The following is a 25,341-nucleotide window of genomic DNA, read 5'->3' as shown; positions in this document are numbered from 1 at the left end:
CATCTCTTCGGAACGAGTCGCCCTCTGCGGCCGGCTGCCGCGTTGTCACAACGCTCCATTCTGTGTCATCGGTCACCACCGTAGCGGGCCGCTATGACCTCCCTTCGACTGGGGTGTCGGCAAACCGACTGTGGCCCAGCGACTTTGCGGAAAACTTCGACACGCCGGAGCATCTCGAGCTGAGACACGCCGTGACACGCCGAAATTAACTGCGAAACGCAGGGCTCGTCAGGTTATTTGGCTTCTGGCCTTTGGCACCGGCGGCGCCGCGGTGGTGACCGCATATCGCCTGCCGGTTGTTTGCTAGGGATTCGGCGCGCCGCGCCACATGGATGGGAAAATTTTTGGATCAGACCGCCATGCGGCGGCGATTGCGCCGGGCGTGCATCTCGCGTTCGGTTTCGGACATGCCACCCCAGATGCCGTAGGGCTCGCTGACTTTGAGGGCATGGCTGCGGCACTGCATCAGCACCGGGCAGGCCCGGCAGATCTCTTTGGCGCGCATCTCGCGCGCGGTACGGGCACGGCCACGTTCGCCGTCGGGGTGGAAGAACACGGCGGAGTCCTGCCCACGGCAGGACCCTCGCATCTGCCAATCCCAGACATCGGCGTTCGGCCCGGGGAGGTGGGTGGGCATGGGCATGGTGAACTCCTCGTGGTGCGAGCTCGTCAGCGTTGTCGAGCAGTTGTTCTGCAAAGTTGTAGGCCACGGCGCTGTGTCGGCGAGTGCCCCTGTGCTGCCCGTTGCGGTCGCTGCAATTTCGCGCGGCGCCGACTGTGGCGATGAGCTACGTTAGGTCCAGCCGCGAAATTCCGTCAATAGTTCGGCGCAGCAGTTTTCCAAATCTTAGGCTGCGAAATTTAACCTCTGAGCTGTTTACTTTTCGCATTGGTTCCGGCGATACTGATCGGTTGACCAGAGGCGCATCGGTCGCTGCTGCCCGTGATCTGGGCTTATTTTCGCAGGTAGAGTGCGTTTTTTGGAGATCTGAACCGTTCAGAGCTGGCGCTGGCCGGTGTGGGGGCGGTCACGATGGCGTCCGGCGGCCGCTGCAGCGTGCGGCGCCGAGATGGCGAAAACGGGGCATCCAGGTAAATTGCGCGAAACGCGTGTGAATAACGATCACGGCCACCTCGGGATTACGTCGATGAGATTTACCTGACGGAAACATGACATAGTCGTCGTAAATGCTGTGCGGTAGCCGGTTGGTTGTTTCCGGTCTTTCTCCCGGTCACTGTGTGGGGTGTGCCCGGTATACAGTGCGGCGGTGTTCGTGCCTGCTCCGCTCGGAGATCCCCGTATCGAGGTCCTCGCCGACGGCGCGTTCGGCGCCCGTCCCGGCCTCGCCGCTGCCGAGTTGCCGACCGCACCCGGTGCGCTCGCTTCGTGGTATCGAGCGGTGATTCTCGGCGGACAGGGACGTTATGCGGCGGCGCGCGTGGAATTACGAATTATCGGCGGCGCGAGCACGGATCCGGTGTTGCTTTCGCTGGCCGCGAGCACCACGGGTTCGCTGCTGCGCCAGCTCGGCTGGCACGCCCGCGCCGCCGCCTACGACGGTCGCGCGGCCGCGCTGGTCTCGGCGCGAGCGCTGGGAGACCGCGCGGACCCCGCCCACTCTCGCTTCCCCGCCGCCGAAGCGATCTGCGACGCGCTGACCGGTCTCGCCGCGGACGCGCTCGGCACCGGCCGTCTCGCGCTGTCCTGGCGGCTGCTGCAACGGGTGGACGAACTGCTGCCCGGCGGGGAACTCGGCTGGCGGCCCGCCCTGCGCAGGCACTGGGTCGGCGCCGAAACGGCGCTCGCCGCAGGCCTTGTCGAGCCGGCACGGCGCGACGCGGCCGCCGCGCTCGAACTCGCCGAGCACAGTCCCTCGGTGCGGCATCGGGTCAAGTCCCGCCTCTTGGTCGCCGCTGCCGCCGCGGCGGCCAACGAACACGACCGGTCGCGCGAACTCGCCGAACAGGTCGGCGCGCAGTGCCGCGAACACGGCCTGCTGCCGCTGCGCTGGGCGAGCGCGATGCTGCGCGCCGGCCTGTCCGTCCCGGGCGCCGCCGCCGAGGCCGAGGACTGCGCGGCGACCATCGTCCGACGTGGCGGGCGGTTCCGTCCGATGACCGTGGGATGAGGTTCGCGCCCGGCGGCCGCGGGGCCGCGCGCAATTCGTGTACGCATGCGCTCCCAGTTGCCTTGTTCCGCGCGCTGTATCGCTATTGTTAGTTCCGTTCCGCCGCTTCGGTGGAAGCACCGGTCAACACCGACCGTGCCACTTGTAACGCCAGGAATCTCTCTGACGATGACGAACACGGGCGAAGAGTTGGACCTCGCCGTCGCTGCCGCTGCGCAGGGCGACAGATCCGCTTTAGCTCAGGTACTGGAGATGATCCGCCCGCTGGTGGTGCGCTACTGCCGCGCGCGGATCGGAGCCGCGGAGCGTGGGCAGCTCTCCGCGGACGACGTTGCGCAGGAGGTCTGTTTGGCCGTGATGACCGCCTTGCCCAGGTATCAAGACCAGGGCAGGCCCTTCATGGCCTTCGTTTACGGAATCGCTTCGCACAAGGTCGCCGACGCCCATCGCAACGCCGCCCGTAACAAGGCGGAGGCGATGGCCGAAGTACCAGATGTCATATCCACCGACCATGGTCCGGAACAACGCGCTCTCGAATCGGAGACGAGCAGGCAGATGAACCGTCTGCTCGCGACACTCCCCGAGAAACATCGAGAGATCTTGATCCTGCGATTGGTCATGGGTTTGTCAGCCGAAGAAACCGCAGTCGCCATGGGCAGTACGGCGGGCGCGATACGAGTGGCTCAGCACAGGGCACTCGCGAAACTCAAGTCTCAAGTGGCGAGGGCAGGTGAAATGTATGGCTAGGGATGGCGGGCGCGGTCGGGGCGACTGGAAAGCGCGGCTTGGATCGCGAAACAGCGGTCCCTACGCCGACGCGTCAGGGGACACCGGCCCGGTCGACATCGCCGCGGTACGCCGCGACGATGTGCTGATCGATGCCATCGCAAGCGATGGCCAGGTGCGCACCGACAGCGCGGAGGAGTATCAGCTCGCGGCTTTGCTCGCGGACTGGCGCGCGGAGCTCATCGCTCCGCCGATGGCCGACGCACCCGATCTGGATGCGATCGTGGCCGCGGTCAATCAGGAGATCGGTGCGCGTCAGGTACAGATAAGGGGCCAAGGCAGCAGCCGACTACGGCTGGTCCGCCCACTCCTCGGGGCCGCGGCGGCACTCGCCCTGGTCTTCGGCGGTATGACGGCGTTCTCCTACAACGCCGAGCCGGATGATCCGCTGTGGCGGCTCAAAGAGGTCGTGTTCAGTGAGCAGGCGCAGAGCACCGTGGTGCAGCGCACCGACAGCGATCTGAGCGAGGCCGGCAAGCTGGTCAAGCAGGATCCCGTTGCGGCCAAGCAGCGCTTGGCGGCGGCCAAGGAGAATGCCGGGCAGATCAGCGACCCCAAGAAGCACACCGAGGCGATGGAGGAGTGGAACCGGCTCGTCGCCGAGTTGGCCAAGGTGCGTCAGGACCTGGCCGACCAGCTGAACAACGGCACGTCGGACCCGGTGACGCCGTCGCCGAGTAGTGGGGTCAAGCCCACGAAGCCGGTGCCGCCGGTGCAGACCACGCCGGACAACTCGATCCTGCAGACGAAGCCGGGCGATCCGTCGGACAAGCCGACCGAACCGACCGAGCCGACCGACGACAAACCGACCACGCCGCCGGTGACCACGCCGCCGCCGACCGTCGAGCCGACCACCCAGCCTGCGACACCCACCACGGTGTCCGGGCCCACGGTGGTCGAGCCGACCGGCGATTCGAACGGTGCGCCGACCCAGCCGGTGACCAAACCGCCGACGGGCAACTCGGGGCCGACGTTCGCCGTGCCGTCCGGCGCAGGTTTGCCCAGCACCAGCTGACTGATCGCAGCACAAACGAACAAGACATGAACCGATTGCCGAACGGCGGTCGGTTTTCTGTCTTTTCGGGGCGGTCCGGCCGGGTTGTCGCGGGGGCTGTGCGGTGGAGATCTATGCGGCGAAAATCACAGCGCCACAGGGCGCTGTAGCGCGGGTCCGGGCGATCGGCGCGGCGCGGTAGGGACGAAGCTCGGCGGTCGAACCGCTCAGCTGTCGAAACCGTCGAAGCCGTCGCCGTGGAACGCCTCGTTCATCGAGGCATCCGCGTAGCCCCGACAGTAATCCCAGGTGACGTACGCTTCCGGCGTCGGATCGTAGGCGGGCTCGTGCGGGCGCACCGTGCCGTCCACCAGTAGCTGAAGCAGGTTGGCGCGCAACATGTCCCAGTCGTGGTAGTGGTCCTGCCGACAGTCTTCGCAGCTGACCACGAGTCCGCGGATACCGCGGTGCGCTAGTAGTGCCTCGTAGACGGCGAGATCAGCGAGATCCTCCTCGACCGCGAGGCGCTCATGGGGATCCAGCGGCTCACCGGGCTCGATGGCATCGAGCGCGGCGGACGGGTCGGAGGGGTCTCCGGCGAAGGGATCCGGCGGCAAGCCAGGTGGTAGATGGTCACGCACATCCCCACGGTACGCAGAACAGGGTGGTCTGCGCCAGCGATGTGGGCCGCAAGTTTCGCCGGTACCCACCCGCCACCGGTCCGCGCTGTCGCCCCGTGCCCGGGCGTTTCGCGTCGGCTGCGCCGCCCGGTGGGCTCACTTGGTCGGTGAGTTTGCGGGACAGATACCATGGTGTCAGGCTCCGGCGAGCACCCGACACGATATCCGGAGCCACCAGTCCATCCCATCAGCTGCGCACGACGCCGGTGACCCCGGCGCCGCTCGCTGTCGACGTCCAGGAGGGGTCGATCCGAATGAGTAATCCCGTATCGGGCGAACGCACTGCTGTCCGCCCATCTACGGGTGGTGACGATCCGCACAAGATCGCCATGCTCGGCCTCACATTCGACGATGTGTTGTTGTTGCCCGCCGCCTCGGATCTCATCCCCAGTTCTGTGGAGACGTCCAGCCAGCTGACCAGGGAGATCCGGTTGCGGACCCCGCTGGTGAGCTCGGCGATGGACACGGTGACCGAGGCGCGGATGGCCATTTCGATGGCCCGCGCCGGCGGCATGGGCGTGTTGCACCGCAACCTCGCAGCAGCCGATCAGGCCGCGCAGGTGGAGACGGTGAAGCGGTCCGAGGCGGGCATGGTGACCGATCCGGTGACCTGCCGTCCGTCGGACACCCTCGCCGAGGTCGATGCCATGTGCGCCCGGTTCCGCATCTCCGGCCTGCCGGTGGTGGACGAGACCGGTTCCCTTGTGGGCATCATCACCAATCGCGACATGCGGTTCGAGGTCGATCAGAACCGCCGGGTCGAAGAGGTGATGACGAAGGCGCCGTTGATCACCGCGCAGGAAGGCGTCACCGCCGAGGCGGCGCTCGGCCTGCTGCGCCGGCACAAGATCGAGAAGCTGCCCATCGTGGACGGCAACGGCAGGCTGCGCGGCCTCATCACGGTCAAGGACTTCGTCAAGACCGATCAGTACCCGAACGCCACCAAGGACCGCGACGGCCGCCTGCTGGTCGGCGCCGCGGTCGGTGTGGGCGAGGACGCCTGGTCGCGCGCGATGACGCTGGCCGACGCGGGCGTGGACGTGCTCATCGTCGATACCGCGCACGGTCATCAGGCGCAGGTGCTGCAGATGGTCACCAAGGTCAAGGCCGAGGTCGGCGACCGGATCCAGGTCGTCGGCGGCAACGTGGCCACTCGGGCCGGCGCGGCCGCGCTGGTCGAGGCGGGCGCGGATGCGGTGAAGGTCGGCGTCGGTCCCGGCTCCATCTGCACCACCCGCGTGGTCGCCGGTGTCGGCGCGCCGCAGATCACCGCGATCCTAGAGGCCGTGGCCGCGTGCAAGCCCGCCGGTGTGCCGGTGATCGCCGACGGTGGCATCCAGTTCTCCGGCGATATCGCCAAGGCCATCGCGGCGGGCGCGTCCACCGTGATGCTGGGCTCGCTGCTCGCGGGCACCGCCGAATCGCCGGGTGAGCTGATCCTGGTGGGCGGCAAGCAGTTCAAGAGCTATCGCGGCATGGGCTCGCTCGGCGCGATGCAGGGCCGGGGCCAGGCGAAGTCCTTTTCGAAGGACCGCTACTTCCAGGACGACGTGCTCGCCGAGGACAAGCTGGTGCCCGAGGGCATCGAGGGCCGGGTGCCCTTCCGCGGCCCGGTGAACCAGGTCATCCACCAGCTCGTCGGCGGTCTGCGCGCGGCCATGGGCTACACCGGCTCGCAGTCCATCGCGCATCTGCAGGACGCGCAGTTCGTGCAGATCACCGCGGCGGGTCTGAAGGAGAGCCACCCGCACGACATCACGATGACCGTCGAGGCCCCCAACTACACCGGCCGCGGCTAGCGGAGGTAGGAACCCGGCGGTGCGCCGCCGGGCGAACAGCGGCCGCAGTGGCGCGTCCGGACCCCGATGACGGGGCCCGGCGTGCCGTGTCCGCGCGGCCGTTGACCTGGCTGCGACTAGCCTGGGGCCGCGACCTCCGGTCAGGACAAGGTCACCACAGCGCGAGTCTCACGAGCGCCGTTCGTGGCCCGTCTCGCGCGGCGAGTCTCGACGGCTCGCGCGCAAGACACGAGGGGGCCACGAACACGCCGCGCCCGCGCGGCCGATAGATAGGAGTACAAACGTGCGCGACATGGTCGAGATCGGCATGGGCCGGACCGCCCGGCGTACCTACGAGCTGGACGATATCGATATCGTCCCCTCGCGCCGGACCCGCTCGTCGAAGCAGGTGTCGCTGTCCTGGCAGCTCGACGCCTACCGTTTCGAGATCCCGTTCCTCGCGCACCCGACCGACGCGCTGGTGTCGCCGGAGTTCGCCATCGAACTCGGCCGCCTCGGCGGGCTCGGTGTCATCAACGGTGAAGGCCTGTGGGCCAGGCACGCGGACGTCGCCGCGAAGATCGAGCAACTGCTCGAGCTGGTCGGCAAGGGCGGCTACGAGCGGGCCGTCGCGCTGTTGCAGGAGCTGCACGCCGCGCCGATGCAGCCGGAGCTGCTTGCGGCCGCGGTCGCGCAGGTGCGGGCGGCCGGGGTGACCGTCGCGGTGCGGGTGAGCCCGCAGAACGCGCGCGCGTTGACGCCCGCCCTGGTGCAGGCCGGGGTCGATCTGCTGGTCGTGCACGGCACCATCATCTCCGCCGAACACGTCGGCGACGGTGAACCGTTGAACCTCAAGACCTTCATCGCCGAGCTGGACGTGCCCGTGGTGGCGGGCGGGGTGAGCGATCACCGGACGGCGCTGCACCTGATGCGCACCGGCGCGGCGGGTGTCATCGTCGGCTACGGCTCGTTCCCCGGCGCGACCACCACCCGCGAGGTGCTCGGCATCGGTGTGCCGATGGCCACCGCGATCGCCGACGCCGCGGCCGCGCGCCGCGACTATCTGGACGAGACCGGCGGCCGGTACGTGCACGTCATCGCCGACGGCGATATCGAGACCTCCGGTCAGCTGGCCAAGGCGATCGCCTGCGGCGCGGACGCCGCGATGCTCGGGGTGCCGCTCGCGGTGGCCGCCGAGGCGCCCGGCCGCGGCTGGTACTGGCCCTCGGCCGCCGCGCACCCCTCGGTGCCCCGTGGTTCGCTGCTCGGCGTCGAGTGGGACCAGGAGGAGGGTTCCGGCGATGCGGTGCGCCCCAGCCTGGAGCAGGTGCTGTTCGGCCCCTCCGACGACCCGTTCGGCTCGCTGAATCTCGTTGGCGGTCTGCGCCGTTCGATGGCCAAGGCGGGCTACTCCGACCTCAAGGAGTTCCAGAAGGTCGGCCTCAGCGTCCGCGGCTGATTGCCCGGGCCGAGCGCACGGCGTCGCGAATTCCGCGCTCGCCGTAACTGTTTCAGCGGGCGATGCTCGGGATGACGCGTTCGCGCAGGAAGCGGCGCATCGCGGTGTTCACCGGGTCGGGATGGGTCATGGTGACCGCGAGCCGCGCGCCCGCGATCTCGACGTAGGTCGAGCCGGTGAGGCCGTGTGTCAGCTGCCTGGCCCGGTCGGGCGGGATGCCGCTGTCGGTGGCGTGGATCACCAAGGCGGGACAGGTGATTTCGGACAGCCGCTCCAGCACGGAGTCCCGGCTGAGCAGGCAGCCCGCCGCCACCTCGATGCCGCGGCAGTCGCGCAGCAGCCAGCGGGTGGTCCAGATGGTGCGGTACCAGTTGTCGTTGCCGATCAGCCAGGACGCGAGCTGGTGCGCCGCCTGCTGGCGCGAGCCGTCGTCGTACCACTCCTCGAGGAACTTCTGGGTGGCGTCGGACTGTTCGGGGGTCGGGCCGTTCGCCTCGGTGCTGATCAGGATCAGTGCCGAGACCCGTTCCGGCGCGATGAGCGCGGTCCGCAGGGCGGTGAAGCCGCCCTGCGCGGTGCCGCCGACCACGGCCCGTTCGGCGCCGACGTGGTCGAGCACCGTGAGTGCGTCGCGGGCCGCGGTCCAGTAGGTGAACGGCAACCCCTCGTCCCTGGTGCGACCGTGGCCGCGGGCATCCCACGAGACGATCCGGAATTCCGGTGCCAGCGCGGCCATCTGAGCCGCGAACATGGTCCGGTCCATGAAGAATTCATGTGCTAGCAAGACCACCGGGCCGCTCCCGCCGCTGTCCTCGTAGTGGATGTCGGCGTCGATCGCGCGGGCGAATGGCACTGCACGAGGATAGCCAGCGGGGCACCGGCTCGCGGGCCGATTTGCTGGGTCGCCCGATTACTTGCTGGAGTTCGTGGGTGCGGCGAGTGCCGAAATCGCCCGCGCCGAGCGGTCCGGAGGGCCGCGACCTGGATCGCTGGACTTCGTTGCGGGGCGGCCGGGTTCGGCGCCGCGGCGCTCGAGATCGGGCATCGCGGCCGCGTGTCGGCGGTGCCGACAGTTCGCTCGCCCTGGCCTTCGCTGTGCGGATGCTCGTCGCGACGCCCGCGACGGCCGGTGCCCGCGTACTACCGAGACAGCCTCGTCGGTGCTGGTAGCGGCACCGCGGTGCCGATGATTCGCTCGTGCGGCGCGCTCACTAAACTGTGCCGGTGGCGCAAACACAGAGACCGGTCCTCGTCGTCGACTTCGGCGCGCAGTACGCACAGTTGATCGCTCGGCGGGTCCGCGAATCGAGTGTGTTCTCCGAGGTGATCCCGCACACCACCACGGTGGAGGAGATCGCCGAGCGCCAGCCCCTCGCGGTGATCCTGTCCGGCGGTCCGGCCAGCGTGTATGCCGAGGGCGCACCGCAATTGGACGCGCGGCTGTTCGATCTGGGCCTGCCGGTATTCGGCATCTGCTACGGCTTCCAGGCGATGGCGCAGGCGCTCGGCGGCACGGTCGCGCACACCGGCACCCGCGAGTACGGCCGCACCGAACTCAATATCGACGGCGGCCTGCTGCACGGCGGCCTGCCCACCATCCAGCCGGTGTGGATGAGCCACGGCGACGCGGTGACCGATGCCCCCGAGGGCTTCGAGGTCACCGGCACCACCGCGGGCGCGCCGGTCGCCGCGTTCGAGGATCGGGCCCGCCGCCTGGCCGGTGTGCAGTACCACCCCGAGGTGCTGCATTCGCCGCACGGCCAGCAGGTGCTCAGCCGCTTCCTGCACGAGATCGCAGGCATCCGGGCCACCTGGACGCCCGCCAATATCGCCGAATCGCTGATCGCCGGGGTGCGGGAGCAGATCGGCACCGGGCACGCGATCTGCGGCCTGTCCGGCGGTGTCGATTCCGCGGTCGCCGCCGCGCTGGTGCAGCGCGCCATCGGGGACCGGTTGACCTGTGTGTTCGTCGACCACGGCCTGTTGCGCGCGGGCGAGCGTGAGCAGGTGCAGCAGGATTTCGTCGCCGCCACCGGGGCCAAGCTGGTCACCGTCGACGCGGTCGACAAGTTCCTCGGCGAGTTGAAGGGCGTCACCGACCCCGAGGAGAAGCGCAAGATCATCGGGCGCGAGTTCATTCGTTCGTTCGAGGACGCGGTGTCCGAGGTCGTGCTCGAGCAGGGCACGGATGCCGCGGACACCGGCTCGAAGGTCGAATTCCTCGTGCAGGGCACGCTGTACCCGGATGTGGTGGAGTCCGGCGGCGGCACCGGCACCGCGAACATCAAGAGTCACCACAATGTCGGCGGCCTGCCCGACGACCTGGAATTCGAACTGGTCGAGCCGTTGCGCCTGCTGTTCAAGGACGAGGTGCGCGCGGTCGGTCGTGAGCTCGGCCTGCCGGAGGAGATCGTCGGCCGGCAGCCGTTCCCCGGCCCCGGCCTGGCCATCCGGATCGTCGGCGAGGTGACCCCCGATCGGCTGGCCACGCTGCGCCAGGCCGATGCCATCGCGCGGGAGGAACTCACTGCCGCCGGGCTCGACAAGCAGATCTGGCAGTGCCCGGTGGTGCTGCTCGCGGATGTGCGCAGCGTCGGCGTGCAGGGCGACGGCCGCACCTACGGTCACCCGATCGTGCTGCGCCCGGTCTCCAGCGAAGACGCGATGACGGCCGACTGGACCCGGCTGCCCTACGAGGTGCTGGAGCGGATCTCCACCCGGATCACCAACGAGGTGCCGGAGGTCAACCGGGTCGTCCTCGATGTGACCAGCAAGCCGCCGGGCACCATCGAATGGGAGTGATCCGGCACTGACCCGACAGGAAAGGCCCCGTCCGAACCGGACGGGGCCTTTCCTGTGTGGCGTGTTCAGCGTCGTTTGCGTGGGGAGACCACCAGCACCACGCCGATGACGATGGCGGCGAGCACCACGATCCAGCCCAGCGGCACCCCGCTGGTCTTCGACCACGACTCGGGGCCGATGAAGGCCCAGGCGCTCACCCCGAGGGCCAGCAGGCCGACGATGAGCAGCGAGGCGGACGGGCCGCGCTTGGTGTCGGTCTCGTTGTACGAGTTGTCAGCCACGTTGCACCGCCATCGAGCCGGCCCGGACGTCGACCTGCAGGTCGAGCACGGGGGTGTCGGGTGTATTCGGTCCGGTAATGCCGTTGACGCAATCACCCATCGCCACAGTGCACTTGGTGCGCACCGTCATGCCGGCGGGCACCAGCACCTGGAAGTCGCCCATACGGACATTGATATCGACGGTGCGATTCGCGCTGAGATTCAGCGACCGCAGGTCGAGTTTGCCCGCGCCCATGTTGATCCGGTACTTCGCGTCCAACTGGTCGATCGAGGTCGGGGTCCAGACGTGTTCGCCCATCGCGGCGCGATCGAGTTCGACCGGGCCGATCGCCGAGGCGAGCAGCACGAAGCCGGCCAGCGGGGCGGTCAGCACCAGCAGTCCGTAGCCGCGGCGCAGGAAGGCACCGAGCACCAGGCCCAGGCCCACCACCGCCAGCGCCACCGCCGCGATCCGGCCGGGCGTCATCCATTCGACGCCCGAGGCGGCCAGCGCACCGGCGCCCGCGGCCGCCAGGATGGCGAGGCCGATCACCACCGGGGTCAGCCGGGAGCGTGGGCGTTTCGGTGGGGGCGCGACCACGGTGCGGACGGGGGTCGGTTCGGGCAGGTCCCAGGCGAGCGGCGCGACGCCGAGCGGATCCCAGGACGGCGGCGCCGGGCGGTCGAACGCTACGGATCTGCTTGCACCGGACGGCGATCCGGTGTCGAGTCGCCCGGCGGGAGCGTCCTTGCGCAGTACGGGCGCGGGATCGGGGACGATCTCGGCGTCCTGGATGTCGTCGGCGGATTCGACCGGCGCGCTCTGCTTGTCCAGCAGGACGGTGCTGTGTTCGTCCGGCGTATCGGGCTTTTCGAGGTCGATGATCGTCGTCGACTGCTCGTCCACCCGCAGCACGGCGGTGGGCGCTTCGGCGGCAACGGGCGAATCCGGTTGCGGCGGCGCGGTTTCGGGGGCGGTGGCAGCCGGGATGTAGGCGTCCGGCAGCTTGGTGTACGGGGTGTACACACTGGTCGGCGGCTCATACATGGCTCCGGCGGTGCGCGGAGCGCCCGGCGGGAAGGCGGCGCCGGGATACCCGGTGGCGGTGATGCCGTCGTCGGTCATCAACCCGCTGAACTCACTGGTGGTGCCGGGCGGCGCCGCGGGGTTGCGCAGATGCAGCATCCACCAGCCCGCCAGCATCAGCACGAGGCTGATCAGCCCCGAGCCGCCGAGGCCGACCCCGACCGGACCCATCGTGCTCACCGCGATGGCGAGCGCGACGATCAACACGATCGTCTTGGTCTGCGATTGGGAACTGTGGCCCTTCCCCACCAGCGACTCGGCCGCCGACGCCTGATCCCCGGCCTCGCTGCACAGCAGCCAGGCGAGCAGGTACAGCACGACGCCGGCGCCACCGAAGATTGCCGACACCACGAACGCCACGCGAACGAGCACCGGGTCGACGTTGTACCGCCGGCCGAACCCGGCCGCGACGCCGGCGATCGGCCCCTGTCGAGGCAGCCGCACCGGCCGCGTGCGCCACATGTGCTGGAGCTGGTCCCCGAAGCTCGTTTTCGTCATGGTTCCCATACTGTGCCTGACCAGCGCATCCGCACATCGGGGGGAACCCTGAATAATTCCCCCCATCCTTTGGACCGGCCGGTCAGCGGCGGGTGCGCGCGAAGATCAGGGTGATTCCTGATAGCTAGCTGCCGGGGCGCGTGTCACTATCGAAGACATGTACCCGTCTGCGCCCTCGTTCGACACCAGGGGGTTCGAAGCCACGCGGGGGTTCGATCCTGTGCGCGGTTTCGGCCCGGCGCCGGTGTTCGACCCCGGGCGGGCGCCGCATGCGCGGATGGTCCGGCGCTCGGGCGGCCGGATCGTCGGCGGGGTGGCGGGCGGCATCGCCGATCACCTCGGCATCGACGTCTTCAAGGTACGGATCGCCTTCGTGTTGCTGTCCGCGTTCGGCGCGGGCATCGTCACCTACGGGTTGCTGTGGATCTTCACCCCCGGTGGCAACGATGTGGTGAAGGCCTCCGGCTCGGAGCGGCGGCAGGCGATCGGCCTGGCCCTGCTCGGGCTCGCGCTCGCGATCGGCGTGTCCTGGTTGTTCAGCGGGACCGCGGCGAGCGTGATCGTGCCGATCATCGTGGTGGCCATCGGCGCGGCGCTGGTCTGGCGCGAATACGACGCCGACGGTCCGCGCTCGCTGCTCGGCCTGCCCGCCCGTCCCTCGGTGGTGACCTGGGCGCGCATCGTCGCGGGCGGCACGCTGATCGTGGCGGGGCTCGGCGTGGTGGTGCTGGCCCGGATCGATCTGAGCTCGCTCGGGTCCGCGCTCGTCGCGGTGGCGGTCACCCTGGTCGGGGCGGCGCTGCTGACGGTGCCGCTCTGGCTGCGCATGATGCGGGCGTTGAACGCCGAGCGCGCGGCGCGCATCCGCAACGAGGAACGCGAGGAGATCGCCTCGCACCTGCACGATTCCGTCTTGCAGACGCTGGCCCTGATCCAGCGGCAGGCCGACGACCCGCAGGAGGTGGCGCGGCTGGCGCGCAGCCAGGAGCGGGAACTGCGCAAGTGGTTGTTCGAGGATGCCGGGCCCGCGCAGTCGAGTCTGGCCGTCGCGCTGCGCACCATCGCGGGTGAAGTGGAGGACCAGCACGGCGTGAAGGTCGCCCCGGTGACCGTCGGCGACGTCTCGATGGATCTCGGCGACACCGGATCCGGCCTGCCCAAGGAACATTTCACCGCGCTGCTCGGCGCCAGCCGGGAGGCACTGGTCAATGCCGCGAAGCACGCGGGCGTCCCGGAGATCGATCTCTTCGCCGAGACCGAACCCCATCAGGTGAGCATTTTCGTGCGCGACCGCGGCACCGGTTTCGACGCCGCGGCGGTACCGCAGGACCGGCAGGGGTTGGCCAAGTCCATCCGCGGCCGCATCGAACGCCGCGGTGGTCAAGTGGAGATCCTGTCCCATCCGGGACGCGGCACCGAGGTGCGAATCTTCATGCCGCGCACGGATTCCGGCGGCCAGGAGGACGCCGCCGCCGAGCCGGCGGCGCAGGCCGAAGTCCGGCAACCCGTGCCGTGACGATTTTTCATTAGACTCAGCGTGCGGCCGGCGGCCCGCGGCGACAGCGCGGTGGCTTTCATGTCCGGCGGAGTACGCGGAGAGGCGGATAGGTGACCGTGCGAGTCTTTCTCGTCGACGATCACGCAGTGTTCCGGTCGGGTGTGCGGGCGGAGTTGAGCAGAGAAGCCGACATGGAAGTGGTCGGTGAGGCAGGCGGGGTGGCCGAGGCGATCGCCGGGATCAACACGGCGAAGCCGGATGTGGTGCTGCTCGACGTGCACATGCCCGACGGTGGTGGTGTCGCGGTGCTCGGCGGTATCGAGGACGGGCCGGTATGTCTGGCCCTGAGCGTGTCCGATGCCGCCGAAGACGTGATCGCGGTGATCCGGGCAGGCGCCAGAGGCTATGTGACCAAGACGATTTCGGGCGCCGAACTGGCCGACGGCATTCGGCGGGTGGCGGGTGGCGACGCCGTGTTCAGCCCGCGCCTGGCCGGCTTCGTGCTCGACTCGTTCACCGGTAAGTCGCCGGTTCCGGAACCACCGCTGGATCCGGAACTGGATTCGCTGACCCCGCGGGAACTCGAGGTGCTGCGCCTGCTCGCGCGCGGCTACACCTATCGGGAGATCGCCGAAAACCTGTTCATCTCGGTGAAAACCGTGGAGACCCACGCCTCCAACGTGCTGCGCAAAACCCAGCAGTCCAATCGCAATGCGCTCACCCGCTGGGCGCATCGGCGCCGCATCGACTGAGTTCGCCGCACCCGAACGGCCGCCCGCTCCGGGCAGGTTGTCTTGGGGGAGAGGTGCTTACATCACCGCGACGATGATCGCGATGATGATGATCAGGCCGATCAGCAGGCCGACGGCGATGGCCAGCGGAGCGCTGCTCGGCTGCGGGGCCTTCGTGCGCTGTGGGGCGGGGGCCGCCGCGGTGCTCGCGGGGGTGCGGTGCGGGCGGGGTAACGGGGTGGAGTGCGGGCTGCGTAAGCCGGAGGCCGAATTGCGGGCCGCCCACGCCGGAATCGTGCCGTCCTCGGTGCGTACCGGCGCGCCGAGAATGTACGGACCGGTGCCGGGACCGAAAGCGGCGGTGAGGATTTCGTCTCTGGCCTCGGCCATCGTCGGCCGTCGCTGCGGGGCGGGCTCCATCATGTGCAGCAGCGCCTCGGTGAGCATGCCGCTGCGGGTGGGCGGGATGATCTGCGCCATGGCCGCGCGGGTCACCACGACGTCCTGGTCCTCGTCGAAACCGAACGGCGGTTGCCCCTCGATCGCGGTGTAAAGCGTGGCGCCGAGGGAGAACACGTCGCTGGCCTTGGTCGGCTGGGCGCCGCGCGCCACCTCCGGCGGCAGGTAGGCGGGGGTGCCGGTGATCACGCCGTCGGGTTCGTCGGAGTGCTCGCCCGCGCCGCGCGAGATGCCGAAGTCGCTGAGCTTGGCCATGCCGACGATCGGACCGCGGTCGGCGACCAGGATGTTGCCGGGCTTGATGTCCCGGTGCACGATGCCTGCCGCGTGTGCGGTGGCCAGCGCGTCGGCCACCTGCGCGCCGATCTGCGCCACCTCGATCGGGGGGAGGGTTTCGACCAGTGCGAGCGCCTTGGCGACGCTGCGGGACGGCAGGTGCTCCATCACCAGCCACGGTTCGCCGGCCTCCAGCACCACGTCGTAGACCGCGATCGCGTGCTCGTGCGAGAGCTTGGCGGCGACCCGGCCCTCGTGCATGATCTGGCTGCGGATCTCGTTGGCCTCTTGCTCGTCGAGCCCGGCCGTCGAGATGACCTGCTTGATCGCGACATCCCGATCGAGCAGCCGGTCGTGCGCGAGCCAGACCGCGCCCATGCCACCTCCGCCCGCCTTCGACTGCAGCCGGTAGCGGCCGGCGACGAGGTAGTCGGGGCCGACGATGGGACGAGCGCGTTCGGTCACGGGTGCGAGGGTAGCGGAAAATGGGCTTAGCTGGCCTGATTCGTGGCGACACCGCATGCCGCCGTCGCACCCGCATAACGACCGGGTTGAGCGGCCGTCGTTGTACAACGGCCGCGTTTCGAAATCGCCGCCCGCGGGTGCGCCCTCTTGACGGAACCCGGGGGTCGGTTTCTACTGAGCAGGTATCGAACGTATATTCGATTACGGATCGATAGCTGAGTCGGTGCCGACCCGGGTCCATCGTGGGAAGTAGGTGGTAGGGATGGGTTCGGATGCGCGAACGCAGGAGGGGGCACAACCGCGGGGCTCGTCGCCGTCGGCCGGTCGAGAGACCCGGCCGACCTTGGCTGAGCTGCGCAGAAAGATGGCGGCCATCCCCGGGCGCGGGGCGGCGGCGGTCGAACGAGTACCGGCGCAGGCGCGGTTGCGCCGGGAGGTGCTCGCGGTGCCGCCGCCGCTCGCCGAGTTGTTGCCGGACGGCGGGCTGGCCAAAGGTTCCGTCGTGTCCTACACCGGGGCGCGTTCGTTGCTCGCCGGGCTGGTCGCCGCGGTGACCGGAGCAGGCGGCCATGCCGCGGTGGTCGGGGTGCCGCGGCTCGGCCTGCTCGCCGCGGCGGAGATGGGCGCCCAGCTGGAGCGGCTCGCCGTGATCGCCGACCCGGGCCAGGACCCGGTGGAGGTGGCCGCCGTCCTGCTCGACGGTCTCGACCTGGTCGTGCTCGGCCTGAGCGGCGCGGCGGTGCCGCCCGCCCGCACCAGGGTGATCGCCGCCCGCGCCCGCAACAAGGGCTCGACGCTGGTGGTCACCGACGGTCGCTGGCCCGGCCCCACCCTGCGGCTCGACGCGCGCGTCGCCGGTTGCACGGGGCTCGGCCGGGGCCGGGGACGTCTGCGCGCCCTCGGCTTGGAGGTGGAGGTGCACGGCAAGGAGGGGCAGCCCCGGCGCGGCAGGCTCGACCTGTGTTCGCGGGCGGGCCGGGTCGAATGGGTCCGGCACGAGACGGGCCGGCGGGCCGTGCCGGTGGTCGACGCCGACGAGGCCGCCTCGTGAGGTACCCGGCCCCGGTGCGCGGGAACGGCTCAGCGGCACCATGATTCGTCCGAAGTCGGGAAAGGCGACCCGGGTGCTCGCGCTGTGGTGCCCGGATTGGCCCGCGGTCGCCGCGGCGGCGCTGGCCGGGCTACCCGCGACGCGGCCGGTGGCGGTGCTGTTCGCTAATCGGGTGGTCGCGTGTTCGGCGGTCGCGCGCACCGACGGGGTGCGGCGCGGGCTCAAGCGCCGGGAAGCGCAGGCCCGCTGCCCCGATCTGTTTCTCGCCCAGGCGGATCCGGATCGGGACGCGCGGTTGTTCGAGCCGGTGGTGGCGGCGGTGGACGAGACGGTGCCCGGTGTGGAGGTGTTGCGGCCGGGTCTGCTGGTGCTCGGGGCCCGGGGCGCCGCAAGGTTTTTCGGTTCCGAGGAGGTGGCGGCCGAGCGGTTGGTCGACACCGCGGCCGCCGCCGGGGTGGAGGCGCAGGTCGGCATCGCCGATGAGGTGTCCACGGCGGTGATCGCCGCTCGGCGCGGCGTGCTGGTGCCCGCCGGGCACGGCGCGCGCTTCCTGGCGCCGCTGCCGGTGCACGAGCTGGCGGTCGAGCCGAGTCTGGCTGCTCCGGAGCGGACCGACCTGGTGGATCTGTTGCACCGCTTGGGTTTACGCCGGGTCGGTGATTTCGCCGCGCTGTCCACCGCCGAGGTGGCCTCGCGCTTCGGCGCGGACGCGGTGCTCGCGCACCGCAGCGCCAATGCCGAGCCGGAGCGGCCGCCCGCCGCGCGGCCGCCGCCGAAAGACCTGACGGTGGAGTACCCCTGCGATCCACCGATCGAGCGGGTGGACGCCGCCGCCTTCGCGGGCCGCCTGCTCGCCACCCGCCTGCACGCCGCGCTCGCGGCCGCCGGGCTGGCCTGTACCCGGCTCTCGATTTCCGCCGAAACCGAAGCGGGAGAGGAGCTTTCCCGAATCTGGCGCTGCGCGGAGCCGTTGACCCCGGAGGGTACCGCGGACCGGGTGCGCTGGCAGCTCGACGGCTGGCTCACCCACCGGGACCGGCCCACCGCGCCGGTCGTCCGGCTGCGCCTGGACCCGGTCGAGGTGGTGGCCGCGGGTGCGCTGCAGCTCGGCCTGTGGGGCGGTGTGGGGGAACAGGACGAGCGGGCCCGTCGTGCGCTCGTCCGGGTGCAGGGCCTGCTCGGCGGAGAAGCGGTGCGGGTCGGCGTGCTCAGCGGCGGTCGCGGCCCCACCGAGCGCGTCACCATGGTCGCGCTGGGCGACGAGCTCGTGCCCGCCGCCGATCCGGCGCTGCCGTGGCCGGGTCGGCTGCCGGAGCCCGCGCCCGCGCTGATCCTGCTGCACCGCCCGGTGGTGCACCTGGAGGACGCCGACGGCGCGCCGATCCGGATCACCGAACGCGCGTTGTTCAGCGCCGACCCGTCGCGCCTGCGCTGGGGCAGCAGGCAGTGGCGGCTGACCGGGTGGGCCGGGCCGTGGCCGGTGGACGAGCGCTGGTGGGCGCCGCAAACCCCCGGAAAGGCCGACAGCGCAGCCACTTTCACGGCCCGCGCCCAGGTGCAGCTGGACGGCGCGGCCGCCGAGGTGCGGGTGTTGCTGCTGCTCTACTACGACGAGAACTGGCGCGCGGAAGGGCTTTACGACTGAGGCCGGGTCCACACCGAAGCCATGGTGAACGGCTGCCCCAGCAGCTGCGTCCACTTCGGCTTCGCGGCCAGCCAGGCCTCGTCGATCAGTGCCTCGGCGAATTCGGTGAGCACCCAGCCCGCGTCCAGCGCCGCGGTCAGGTGCTCGCTGAGCAGGTGCAGGTTGGTGCTGATCGCCACCGGTGCGCCGCCGGCCGGGGTGTAGTGCGTCGGCATGCCGGTCACCATCATGAACTGGGGGTGGAAGCTGACCAGCACGCACCGCGCGCCGGGTGCGGCGAGCCGCCAGGCCTCGGCATAGAACGGCGCCAGCTCGGGCAGGTGCTCGTCGACCAGCGAGGCGATGATCAGGTCGTAGGCCCCGCCGCGCAGTCCGGTGTCGCGCACGTCGCCGGTGGTGAGCGTGCTGTGCGCGCCGCGCTGTGCGGCCCGCTGCAGCATCTGGGTGCTCACGTCGACCCCGTCGATCTCTTCGACGCCCTGGGTGCGCAGCCAGGCGCCGGTCCGTCCGGTCCCGCAGCCGAGGTCGGCGGCCCGCCGCACCCGGCCCCACTCCGGTCGGCGCAGCCGGGCCAGCAGCGCGATATCCATCTCGTCCATGACCGTGTTCTCGTACGTCGGCGCCCAGCCGTCGTATCCGGTGGCCACGTCGACGGTGGGATAGTTTCGGCGGTCGTACTCCGCGAAGGACGGCATGCCCGGAGTATTGCGCGGCACAACGGGTTTCGCCAGGAAGTTTTCCCGGCGGCGCCGCAGGCACCGCGGATCTGTGCTGATCGACGCACGTGATCCGGGTGACAAGTCGCAGGTCCGGCCGCCGCGACCCCGGTACTCTCGAAGATCGTGGATCTGACGGCGGCCGAGCTGGCATGCGGTGACGTGCGGATCGCCTACCGGGACTCGGGGGCGACCGCGGGTTCCGGCGTGCCCGTGGTGCTGGTGCACGGCATGGGCGGGGACGGGCACACCTGGGACCGGTTCGCGCGGACCCTGGTGCAGGCGGGCCGCCGGGTGATCATCCCCGATCTACGCGGTCACGGCCGTAGCGCGCACACCGAGTCGTATCGGTTCGACGAGTTCGGCGCCGACGTACTGCGCCTGTGCGAGCGGCTGGAGCTGACCTCGGTGGATCTGGTCGGCCATTCGCTGGGCGGCTACGCCGTCTCCTGCGTCGCGCAGCAGCGTCCCGCACTGGTGCGTCGCCTGGTCATCGAGGAATGCCCGCTGCCGTTGCAGTCCGGCGCCGAGGAATTACGCCTGACCCGGCGTTTCCCGACCATGCCCGAACTCTGGCACGCCACCTCGAGCCTGGTCCGGCATCCGCGCGCGGTGCTGGCCTTCGACCGGTCCATGACCAGGACCGCGCTCGAGCAGTTCCGCAAGCCGAACCCGGAGTGGTGGGATCGGCTGTCCGACATCACCGCGTCGACGCTGGTGCTGCGCGGCGGGCCCGGCGGCATGGTCGACCCGGTAAAGCTGGAGTTCCTGCGCACCGCCGTCCCCGACTGCACGGTCACCGCGTTCACCTGCGGCCACAGCATCCACCGCGACCGCTATCGCGAGTTCGCCGCCGCCGTGCACCCGTTCCTCGCCGCCTGAGCGCGTCGAGCGGCTCGGCTCACCAGTGGGTGCCGGGCACCCAGCGGGCCGCGCGGCGCAGGGCGGTGCCGGTGACGCGGCGGGCCGCCGATCGTGGACGTGGTTCCGCTTGGGACACAGCGGGTTCGGCGTTGTCCTCGGTCTCCTCCACCTGTTCGCCCTTGGCCGCCGGGGAGTCCGGCAGGGCGCGGTAGTAGCGGTGCAGGATGCGGTCGCGAAACTTGGGCGTGAGCAGCGCGCCGTATTCGGCGAAGGTGCCCAGCGGCACGTCGATGCGCTTGGGGCGTTCGGTCAGCGCGCGCACGATGGTCGCCGCGGCCCACTCGGGGGATTCGGACGGTCCCTGGTCGCCGCTCGGGGTGATCATCGGGGTGCGCACCAGCGGCATGTGGATGGTGGTGAAGGTGACGCCGTCGGCCATCGTCTCCACCGAGGCCACCTCGGCGAATTTGTCCAGCGCGGCCTTGCTGGCCAGGTAGGCCGCGAAGCGCGGCGTCGCCACCTGCACGCCCGCGCTGCTGATGTTGACGATGTGGCCGAACTTGCGCTCGCGCATCTGCGGCAGCAGGGCCAGCGTCAGCCGCAGCGCGCCGAAGTAGTTGACCGCCATGGTCCGTTCGAAGTCGTGCAGCCGGTCGGTGGAGCGGTGGATCGCGCGCCGGATCGACCGGCCTGCGTTGTTCACCAGCATGTCGACGTGGCCGTGCTCATCGAGGATGGTCTTCACGGCGTGATCGACCGAGTCGGAGTCGGTGACGTCGCACTGGTAGGCGTACGCGCTGCCGCCCGCGGCCTTGATCTCCTCGACCACGCTCGCGAGTTCGTCGGCGCGGCGTGCGAGCAGGAACACCGTGGCGCCCTTGCCCGCGACGGCGATCGCGGCCGCCCGGCCGATGCCGGACGAGGCGCCGGTGATCAGGACATGCCGTCCGGCGATATCACGGTTACGGCGGCGACGTGCGCCGGCAGCGTCAGCGGAGGCCTCGGTCATCGCTGCTCCTTTGCAGGTTGTTTGGCACGAACTTACTCCGAAGTAAGTTTACCTGCCAAGTGGCGCTGATCACTTTCCGGGTCGGCGGCCGAGGTGGTGAACACGGGTCGAACAACCCCTCGAAATCGATCGAACATATGTGCGATACTCGGCGCATGGCGGACGATCGGATGGCGGACATCTTTGCCGCGGTGCGGCTCGGTGGGGGGAACCCGGCGGCGGCGCGACAGGCGCTGGAGAAGTTGTGGGACGAGATCGGGGAGGGCGGTGATCCCTTGCACCGCTGCGTGATCGCGCATCATCTGGCGGATCTCCAAGGCGCGGCCGCCGACGCGCTGCTCTGGGATCGGCGGGCACTGGCCGCGGTGTTCGGCCCCGGCATTCCGCTCGACGAGGGGCTACGCAGCTTCCTTCCGTCGCTGTATCTGAACCTGGCCGACAGCCACCGCCGCGTCGGCGATTTCGACACCGCGCGCATGCAGCTGACCATCGCTCGCGGGCACCTCGATGTCCTCGCCGCCGACGCGTACGGCGCGCTGATCCGGTCCGAACTCGAACGCGTCGAAGCCGCGCTGGCCCGCGGCTCGACCGAACCACTGTCGAGCTGAACCCGCCCGAGGAGGTGATGCACGGTGGGGTGGAGTAACGGCCCGCCCACCTGGACCGAGCTGGAACGGGTGCTGTCCGGCCGGCCCGGCCGCACGAACCCGGACGCGATGTATCCGGGCGACGGCGGCGACAGCCCGGCCTGGTCCCGTAAACGCGGCGAGTACCGGTCCGAGCCGGTGGCGCCGGCCGACGAGGCGCGGGTGCCGTACGCGGAACTGCACGCGCACTCGGCCTACAGCTTCCTGGACGGGGCGAGCCAGCCCGAGGAACTGGTGGAGGAGGCCGTACGACTCGGCCTGGAGGCGATCGCGCTCACCGACCACGACGGGTTCTACGGCACGGTGCGCTTCGCCGAGGCGGCCAGGGAGTTCGGCCTGCCGACCGTCTTCGGCTCCGAGCTCTCGCTCGGTACCGACCGGCCGTCGCCGCGGCGGCGTACCAAGGGCGCGGATCGCGCGGGCAGCCAACGGGATTCGGCGACCGGCCCGGACGGTGTGCTCGGCGCGCCCGATCCGGACGGGAACGGCGCCGGGCGGAGCGGGCACATCGATGCCCCGGATTCCGTGCCGCGCACCGGATCCCCCGACCCCGCCGGACCGCATCTGCTGGTGCTGGCCCGCGGTCAGGAGGGTTACCGCCGGCTTTCCCGGGAGATCGCGGCCGCGCACATGGCCGCGGGGGAGAAGGGCATCCTGCGCTACGACCTCGACACCCTCACCGCGGCGGCGGGCGGCCAGTGGCAGATCCTGACCGGCTGCCGGAAAGGACATCTGCGCCGCGCGCTCGCGGACGACTTACGTTCGGGCAGTACCCGTCTCGTGCACGCCGAGGCCGCGCTGCGCGATCTGACCGAACGTTTCGGCGCCGACCGGGTGAGCGTGGAACTCACCCACCACGGCATCCCGGAGGACGACGAACGCAACGCGCACCTGCTCGCGCTGGCCGAGCGGCTCGGCCTGCCCGTGATCGCCACCACCGGAGCGCATTTCGCCGCACCGCGGCAGCGCCGTCGCGCCATGGCGCTGGCCGCGATCCGGGCGCGGCAGAGTCTGGACGAGATCGCGGGCTGGCTGGCGCCCACCGGCGGCGCGCACCTGCGCTCCGGCGCGGAGATGGCGCGGCTGTTCGCCGAGTGCCCGCAGGCGGTGCACAACGCGGTCCTGCTCGCCCGCGAGTGCGCCTTCGACCTGAAGCTGATCGCCCCGAAACTGCCGCCGTTCACCGTGCCCGCGAACCACGACGAGACGTCCTATCTGCGCCGGCTCGCCTTCGAGGGCGCGGCTGCGCGCTATGGGCCGCGGGAACGAAATCCCAAGGCCTACCAGCAGATCGAGCACGAGCTGGCGGTGATCGAGGAGCTGGAGTTCCCCGGCTACTTCCTGGTGGTGCACGATATCGTCCGCTTCTGCCAGGACAACGACATCCTTTGTCAGGGCCGGGGTTCGGCGGCCAACTCGGCCGTCTGCTACGCGATCGGCATCACCAATGTCGATCCCGTCGGCAACACCCTGCTGTTCGAGCGCTTCCTCTCCCCGGAGCGCGACGGCCCGCCCGATATCGATATCGATATCGAGTCCGACCGCCGCGAGGAGGCCATCCAGCACGTCTACGCCAAGTACGGCCGCGCGTACGCCGCCCAGGTGGCCAATGTGATCACCTACCGCGGCAAGTCCGCGGTGCGCGATGCCGCTCGCGCACTGGGCTTTTCGCAGGGGCAGCAGGACGCCTGGAGCAAGCAGGTGAGCAGGTGGACCGGTGTCGAGGCGGAGGCGCACACCGACATCCCCGCCGAAGTGCTGCAGTTGGCGGGCGACATCGAAGGCCTCCCAAGGCATCTCGGCATCCACTCCGGCGGCATGGTGATCTGCGACCGGCCGATCGCCGACGTCTGCCCGGTGGAGTGGGCGCGGATGCCCGGCCGCAGCGTGCTGCAGTGGGACAAGGACGACTGTGCCGCCATCGATCTGGTGAAGTTCGACCTGCTCGGCCTCGGCATGCTCTCGGCGCTGCACTACATGATGGACATGGTGCGCGAGCACACCGGCGAGGTGGTCGAGCTGCACAAACTCGACCTGAAAGAGGCTGCGGTCTACGAGATGCTCTCGCGCGCTGACTCGGTGGGCGTGTTCCAGGTGGAGTCGCGCGCGCAGATGGCGACCCTGCCGCGGCTGCGGCCCCGCACGTTCTACGACCTGGTGGTGGAGGTGGCACTGATCCGGCCCGGCCCGATCCAGGGCGGCTCGGTGCACCCCTACATCCGGCGGCGCAACGGACTGGAGGACTGGGACTTCGACCATCCGGCGCTGGAGAATGCGCTGGCCCGGACCCTCGGCGTGCCGCTGTTCCAAGAGCAGCTGATGCAGATGGCCGTCGATGTCGCGGGATTCACCGCCACCGAGGCCGATCAGCTGCGCCGCGCGATGGGCTCCAAACGGTCGCCCGAACGCATGGAGCGGCTCAAAGCGCGCCTCTACCAAGGCATGCGCGAGCTGCACGGCATCGAGGGCGAAATCGCCGACCGAATCTACGAAAAGCTCTATGCCTTCGCCAATTTCGGCTTCCCCGAGAGCCATTCGCAGAGCTTCGCCTCGATCGTGTTCTATTCGGCGTGGTTCAAACTGCACTACCCGGCGGCGTTCTGCGCCGGGTTGCTGCGCGCCCAGCCGATGGGCTTCTACTCGCCGCAATCGCTGGTCGCCGACGCCCGCAGGCACGGGGTGGTGGTGCACGGCCCCGACATCAATGCCAGCCGGGCCGAACCCACCCTCGAACGCCGGGGCACCGAGGTCCGGCTCGGTCTCGCGGCGGTCCGGCACATCGGCACCGACCTGGCCGAAAAGATCGTCGCCGCCCGGGGGCAGCGGCCCTACACCAGCTTCCTCGACCTGACCGGACGGGTGGAACTCACTGTCGCGCAAGCCGAATCGCTGGCCACCGCGGGCGCGCTCGGCAGTCTGGGCGGTACCCGGCGGGCAGCGCTGTGGGCCGCGGGCGCCGCCGCGGGGGAACGTCCCGATCGCCTGCCCGGCACCGGCGCCGCCACCACCGCGCCCGCGCTGCCCGGCATGAGCGATCTCGAACTGGCCGCCGCCGATGTCTGGGCGACCGGGGTCTCCCCGGGGAGCTACCCCACCGAATTCCTGCGCCCGCGGCTCGACGCGCTCGGTGTGGTCCCCGCCGCCGATCTGCTCACGGTGCCCGACGGTTCGCGAGTTCTGGTGGGCGGCGCGGTGACCCATCGGCAGCGCCCCGCCACGGCGGGCGGTGTCACCTTCATGAACCTGGAGGACGAAACCGGCATGGTGAACGTCGTCTGCTCGGTCGGGTTGTGGACGCGCTATCGCCGCCTGGCCCAGAGTGCGCCCGCCCTGCTCATCCGGGGCCGGGTGCAGAACGCCGAGGGCGCGGTCACCGTCGTCGCCGAACACCTGCGCAGGCTGGAACTGCGGGTCGATTCGAAGTCACGGGACTTCCGCTGAGCCGCGGCGGCGGCCGCGCCCGCCGTCGCTTTTAAGGAACTGTTAGAAGCGTTCTAGAGAACCGTT

At 70.1% G+C, this 25,341-nt stretch carries 21 protein-coding genes; 13 read left to right on the top strand and 8 right to left on the bottom strand.

The genetic code is table 11. The features are described from left to right. Nucleotides 1-349: 349 nt before the first annotated feature. Complete coding sequence (locus tag NVU01S_RS37750) at nucleotides 350-643, bottom strand: WhiB family transcriptional regulator (RefSeq protein ID WP_014981828.1); 294 nt, start codon at nucleotides 641-643, stop codon at nucleotides 350-352. Nucleotides 644-1,268: 625 nt separating this feature from the next. Here NVU01S_RS37750 and NVU01S_RS37745 point away from each other — a divergent pair. From NVU01S_RS37745 to NVU01S_RS37735, 3 genes are all read left to right on the top strand, one after another. Continuing rightward, a complete protein-coding gene (locus tag NVU01S_RS37745) occupies nucleotides 1,269-2,129 on the top strand; it encodes a hypothetical protein (RefSeq protein WP_082032361.1) in 861 nt (286 codons plus the stop codon). A gap of 168 nt (nucleotides 2,130-2,297) precedes the next feature. After that, nucleotides 2,298-2,876 carry a sigma-70 family RNA polymerase sigma factor gene (locus NVU01S_RS37740; RefSeq protein ID WP_014981830.1) on the top strand — a complete coding sequence of 193 codons (579 nt, stop codon included), beginning with the start codon at nucleotides 2,298-2,300 and terminating at the stop codon, nucleotides 2,874-2,876. After that, nucleotides 2,869-3,930, top strand: coding sequence for an anti-sigma-D factor RsdA (locus NVU01S_RS37735; protein ID WP_043678931.1), 1,062 nt, complete (start codon nucleotides 2,869-2,871; stop codon nucleotides 3,928-3,930). The genes NVU01S_RS37740 and NVU01S_RS37735 overlap by 8 nt, the downstream gene beginning before the upstream one ends. A 206-nt stretch (nucleotides 3,931-4,136) precedes the next feature. Here NVU01S_RS37735 and NVU01S_RS37730 read toward each other — a convergent pair whose 3' ends face one another. Continuing rightward, complete coding sequence (locus NVU01S_RS37730) at nucleotides 4,137-4,550, bottom strand: DUF5319 domain-containing protein (protein WP_011207424.1); 414 nt, start codon at nucleotides 4,548-4,550, stop codon at nucleotides 4,137-4,139. Between the two features lie 293 nt (nucleotides 4,551-4,843). Here NVU01S_RS37730 and guaB point away from each other — a divergent pair, with 293 nt between their 5' ends. Both guaB and NVU01S_RS37720 read left to right on the top strand, forming a co-directional pair. Continuing rightward, nucleotides 4,844-6,388 (top strand): IMP dehydrogenase, encoded by a 1,545-nt coding sequence (gene guaB, locus NVU01S_RS37725; protein WP_081869290.1) that lies wholly within the window; start codon nucleotides 4,844-4,846, stop codon nucleotides 6,386-6,388. A gap of 283 nt (nucleotides 6,389-6,671) precedes the next feature. Next, on the top strand, nucleotides 6,672-7,826 hold the full coding sequence (locus tag NVU01S_RS37720) for a GuaB3 family IMP dehydrogenase-related protein (RefSeq protein ID WP_043678928.1): 1,155 nt from the start codon (nucleotides 6,672-6,674) through the stop codon (nucleotides 7,824-7,826). Between the two features lie 52 nt (nucleotides 7,827-7,878). Here NVU01S_RS37720 and NVU01S_RS37715 read toward each other — a convergent pair whose 3' ends face one another. Then, entirely contained in the window at nucleotides 7,879-8,679 is an 801-nt protein-coding gene (locus NVU01S_RS37715; protein ID WP_043678925.1) for an alpha/beta fold hydrolase, read from the bottom strand. A 371-nt stretch (nucleotides 8,680-9,050) separates the two neighbouring features. On the opposite strand from NVU01S_RS37715, the gene guaA reads away from it, so the two are divergent. Then, the gene (gene guaA, locus NVU01S_RS37710) at nucleotides 9,051-10,628 is read left to right on the top strand and encodes a glutamine-hydrolyzing GMP synthase (RefSeq protein WP_041563402.1); all 1,578 of its coding nucleotides are present in this window, start codon (nucleotides 9,051-9,053) and stop codon (nucleotides 10,626-10,628) included. Between the two features lie 65 nt (nucleotides 10,629-10,693). Here guaA and NVU01S_RS37705 read toward each other — a convergent pair whose 3' ends face one another. After that, nucleotides 10,694-10,909, bottom strand: coding sequence for a hypothetical protein (locus tag NVU01S_RS37705; protein ID WP_043678922.1), 216 nt, complete (start codon nucleotides 10,907-10,909; stop codon nucleotides 10,694-10,696). Further along, complete coding sequence (locus tag NVU01S_RS37700; RefSeq protein WP_043678918.1) at nucleotides 10,902-12,482, bottom strand: PspC domain-containing protein; 1,581 nt, start codon at nucleotides 12,480-12,482, stop codon at nucleotides 10,902-10,904. Before NVU01S_RS37700 ends, NVU01S_RS37705 begins: the two co-directional genes overlap by 8 nt. A 268-nt stretch (nucleotides 12,483-12,750) precedes the next feature. Between NVU01S_RS37700 and NVU01S_RS37695 the strand changes: the two genes are divergently transcribed. Together NVU01S_RS37695 and NVU01S_RS37690 are read left to right on the top strand one after the other, a co-directional pair. Continuing rightward, nucleotides 12,751-13,989, top strand: coding sequence for an ATP-binding protein (locus NVU01S_RS37695; protein ID WP_156161876.1), 1,239 nt, complete (start codon nucleotides 12,751-12,753; stop codon nucleotides 13,987-13,989). Nucleotides 13,990-14,087: 98 nt separating this feature from the next. Next, on the top strand, nucleotides 14,088-14,723 hold the full coding sequence (locus NVU01S_RS37690) for a response regulator (RefSeq protein ID WP_082032360.1): 636 nt from the start codon (nucleotides 14,088-14,090) through the stop codon (nucleotides 14,721-14,723). Between the two features lie 57 nt (nucleotides 14,724-14,780). Here the strand turns inward: NVU01S_RS37690 and NVU01S_RS37685 are convergent, their stop codons facing one another. Then, nucleotides 14,781-15,902 (bottom strand): serine/threonine-protein kinase, encoded by a 1,122-nt coding sequence (locus tag NVU01S_RS37685; protein ID WP_043678912.1) that lies wholly within the window; start codon nucleotides 15,900-15,902, stop codon nucleotides 14,781-14,783. A 262-nt stretch (nucleotides 15,903-16,164) separates the two neighbouring features. Here NVU01S_RS37685 and imuA' point away from each other — a divergent pair, with 262 nt between their 5' ends. Together imuA' and NVU01S_RS37675 are read left to right on the top strand one after the other, a co-directional pair. Continuing rightward, entirely contained in the window at nucleotides 16,165-16,953 is a 789-nt protein-coding gene (gene imuA', locus NVU01S_RS37680) for a DnaE2-dependent mutagenesis accessory factor ImuA' (protein ID WP_043678909.1), read from the top strand. A gap of 40 nt (nucleotides 16,954-16,993) precedes the next feature. Continuing rightward, the gene (locus NVU01S_RS37675) at nucleotides 16,994-18,598 is read left to right on the top strand and encodes a DNA polymerase Y family protein (protein WP_043678906.1); all 1,605 of its coding nucleotides are present in this window, start codon (nucleotides 16,994-16,996) and stop codon (nucleotides 18,596-18,598) included. Here the strand turns inward: NVU01S_RS37675 and NVU01S_RS37670 are convergent. Continuing rightward, the gene (locus NVU01S_RS37670) at nucleotides 18,589-19,293 is read right to left on the bottom strand and encodes a class I SAM-dependent DNA methyltransferase (protein ID WP_043678903.1); all 705 of its coding nucleotides are present in this window, start codon (nucleotides 19,291-19,293) and stop codon (nucleotides 18,589-18,591) included. The genes NVU01S_RS37675 and NVU01S_RS37670 overlap by 10 nt on opposite strands. A 147-nt stretch (nucleotides 19,294-19,440) precedes the next feature. On the opposite strand from NVU01S_RS37670, the gene NVU01S_RS37665 reads away from it, so the two are divergent. Beyond that, nucleotides 19,441-20,196: an alpha/beta fold hydrolase gene (locus NVU01S_RS37665; RefSeq protein ID WP_052281198.1), complete on the top strand. Its 756-nt coding sequence runs from the start codon at nucleotides 19,441-19,443 to the stop codon at nucleotides 20,194-20,196. 19 nt (nucleotides 20,197-20,215) lie between these two features. On the opposite strand, the gene NVU01S_RS37660 is transcribed toward NVU01S_RS37665, so the two are convergent. Next, nucleotides 20,216-21,187, bottom strand: coding sequence for an SDR family NAD(P)-dependent oxidoreductase (locus NVU01S_RS37660; protein ID WP_043678900.1), 972 nt, complete (start codon nucleotides 21,185-21,187; stop codon nucleotides 20,216-20,218). Nucleotides 21,188-21,342: 155 nt separating this feature from the next. On the opposite strand from NVU01S_RS37660, the gene NVU01S_RS37655 reads away from it, so the two are divergent. Beyond that, nucleotides 21,343-21,795 (top strand): hypothetical protein, encoded by a 453-nt coding sequence (locus NVU01S_RS37655; protein ID WP_043678982.1) that lies wholly within the window; start codon nucleotides 21,343-21,345, stop codon nucleotides 21,793-21,795. Nucleotides 21,796-21,819: 24 nt separating this feature from the next. After that, nucleotides 21,820-25,275 (top strand): error-prone DNA polymerase, encoded by a 3,456-nt coding sequence (locus NVU01S_RS37650; RefSeq protein WP_043678897.1) that lies wholly within the window; start codon nucleotides 21,820-21,822, stop codon nucleotides 25,273-25,275. Nucleotides 25,276-25,341: the final 66 nt, after the last annotated feature.

Source organism: Nocardia vulneris, assembly GCF_001613425.1.
Taxonomy (GTDB): Bacteria; Actinomycetota; Actinomycetes; order Mycobacteriales; family Mycobacteriaceae; genus Nocardia; species Nocardia vulneris.
The sequence above is the reverse complement of the archived record's forward strand: the minus strand, read 5'-3'. Positions and strand labels throughout refer to the sequence as shown.

Excerpts from the sequence above, each read along its gene's own strand:
- NVU01S_RS37740 (WP_014981830.1), top strand. The coding sequence starts at position 2,298 with ATGACGAACACGGGCGAAGAGTTGGACCTCGCCGTCGCTGCCGCTGCG.
- NVU01S_RS37655 (WP_043678982.1), top strand. The coding sequence starts at position 21,343 with ATGGCGGACGATCGGATGGCGGACATCTTTGCCGCGGTGCGGCTCGGT.
- NVU01S_RS37735 (WP_043678931.1), top strand. The coding sequence starts at position 2,869 with ATGGCTAGGGATGGCGGGCGCGGTCGGGGCGACTGGAAAGCGCGGCTT.
- NVU01S_RS37660 (WP_043678900.1), bottom strand. The coding sequence starts at position 21,187 with ATGACCGAGGCCTCCGCTGACGCTGCCGGCGCACGTCGCCGCCGTAAC.
- NVU01S_RS37695 (WP_156161876.1), top strand. The coding sequence starts at position 12,751 with ATGGTCCGGCGCTCGGGCGGCCGGATCGTCGGCGGGGTGGCGGGCGGC.
- guaB (WP_081869290.1), top strand. The coding sequence starts at position 4,844 with ATGAGTAATCCCGTATCGGGCGAACGCACTGCTGTCCGCCCATCTACG.
- NVU01S_RS37675 (WP_043678906.1), top strand. The coding sequence starts at position 16,994 with ATGATTCGTCCGAAGTCGGGAAAGGCGACCCGGGTGCTCGCGCTGTGG.
- NVU01S_RS37750 (WP_014981828.1), bottom strand. The coding sequence starts at position 643 with ATGCCCATGCCCACCCACCTCCCCGGGCCGAACGCCGATGTCTGGGAT.
- NVU01S_RS37670 (WP_043678903.1), bottom strand. The coding sequence starts at position 19,293 with ATGCCGTCCTTCGCGGAGTACGACCGCCGAAACTATCCCACCGTCGAC.
- imuA' (WP_043678909.1), top strand. The coding sequence starts at position 16,165 with ATGGGTTCGGATGCGCGAACGCAGGAGGGGGCACAACCGCGGGGCTCG.
- NVU01S_RS37700 (WP_043678918.1), bottom strand. The coding sequence starts at position 12,482 with ATGGGAACCATGACGAAAACGAGCTTCGGGGACCAGCTCCAGCACATG.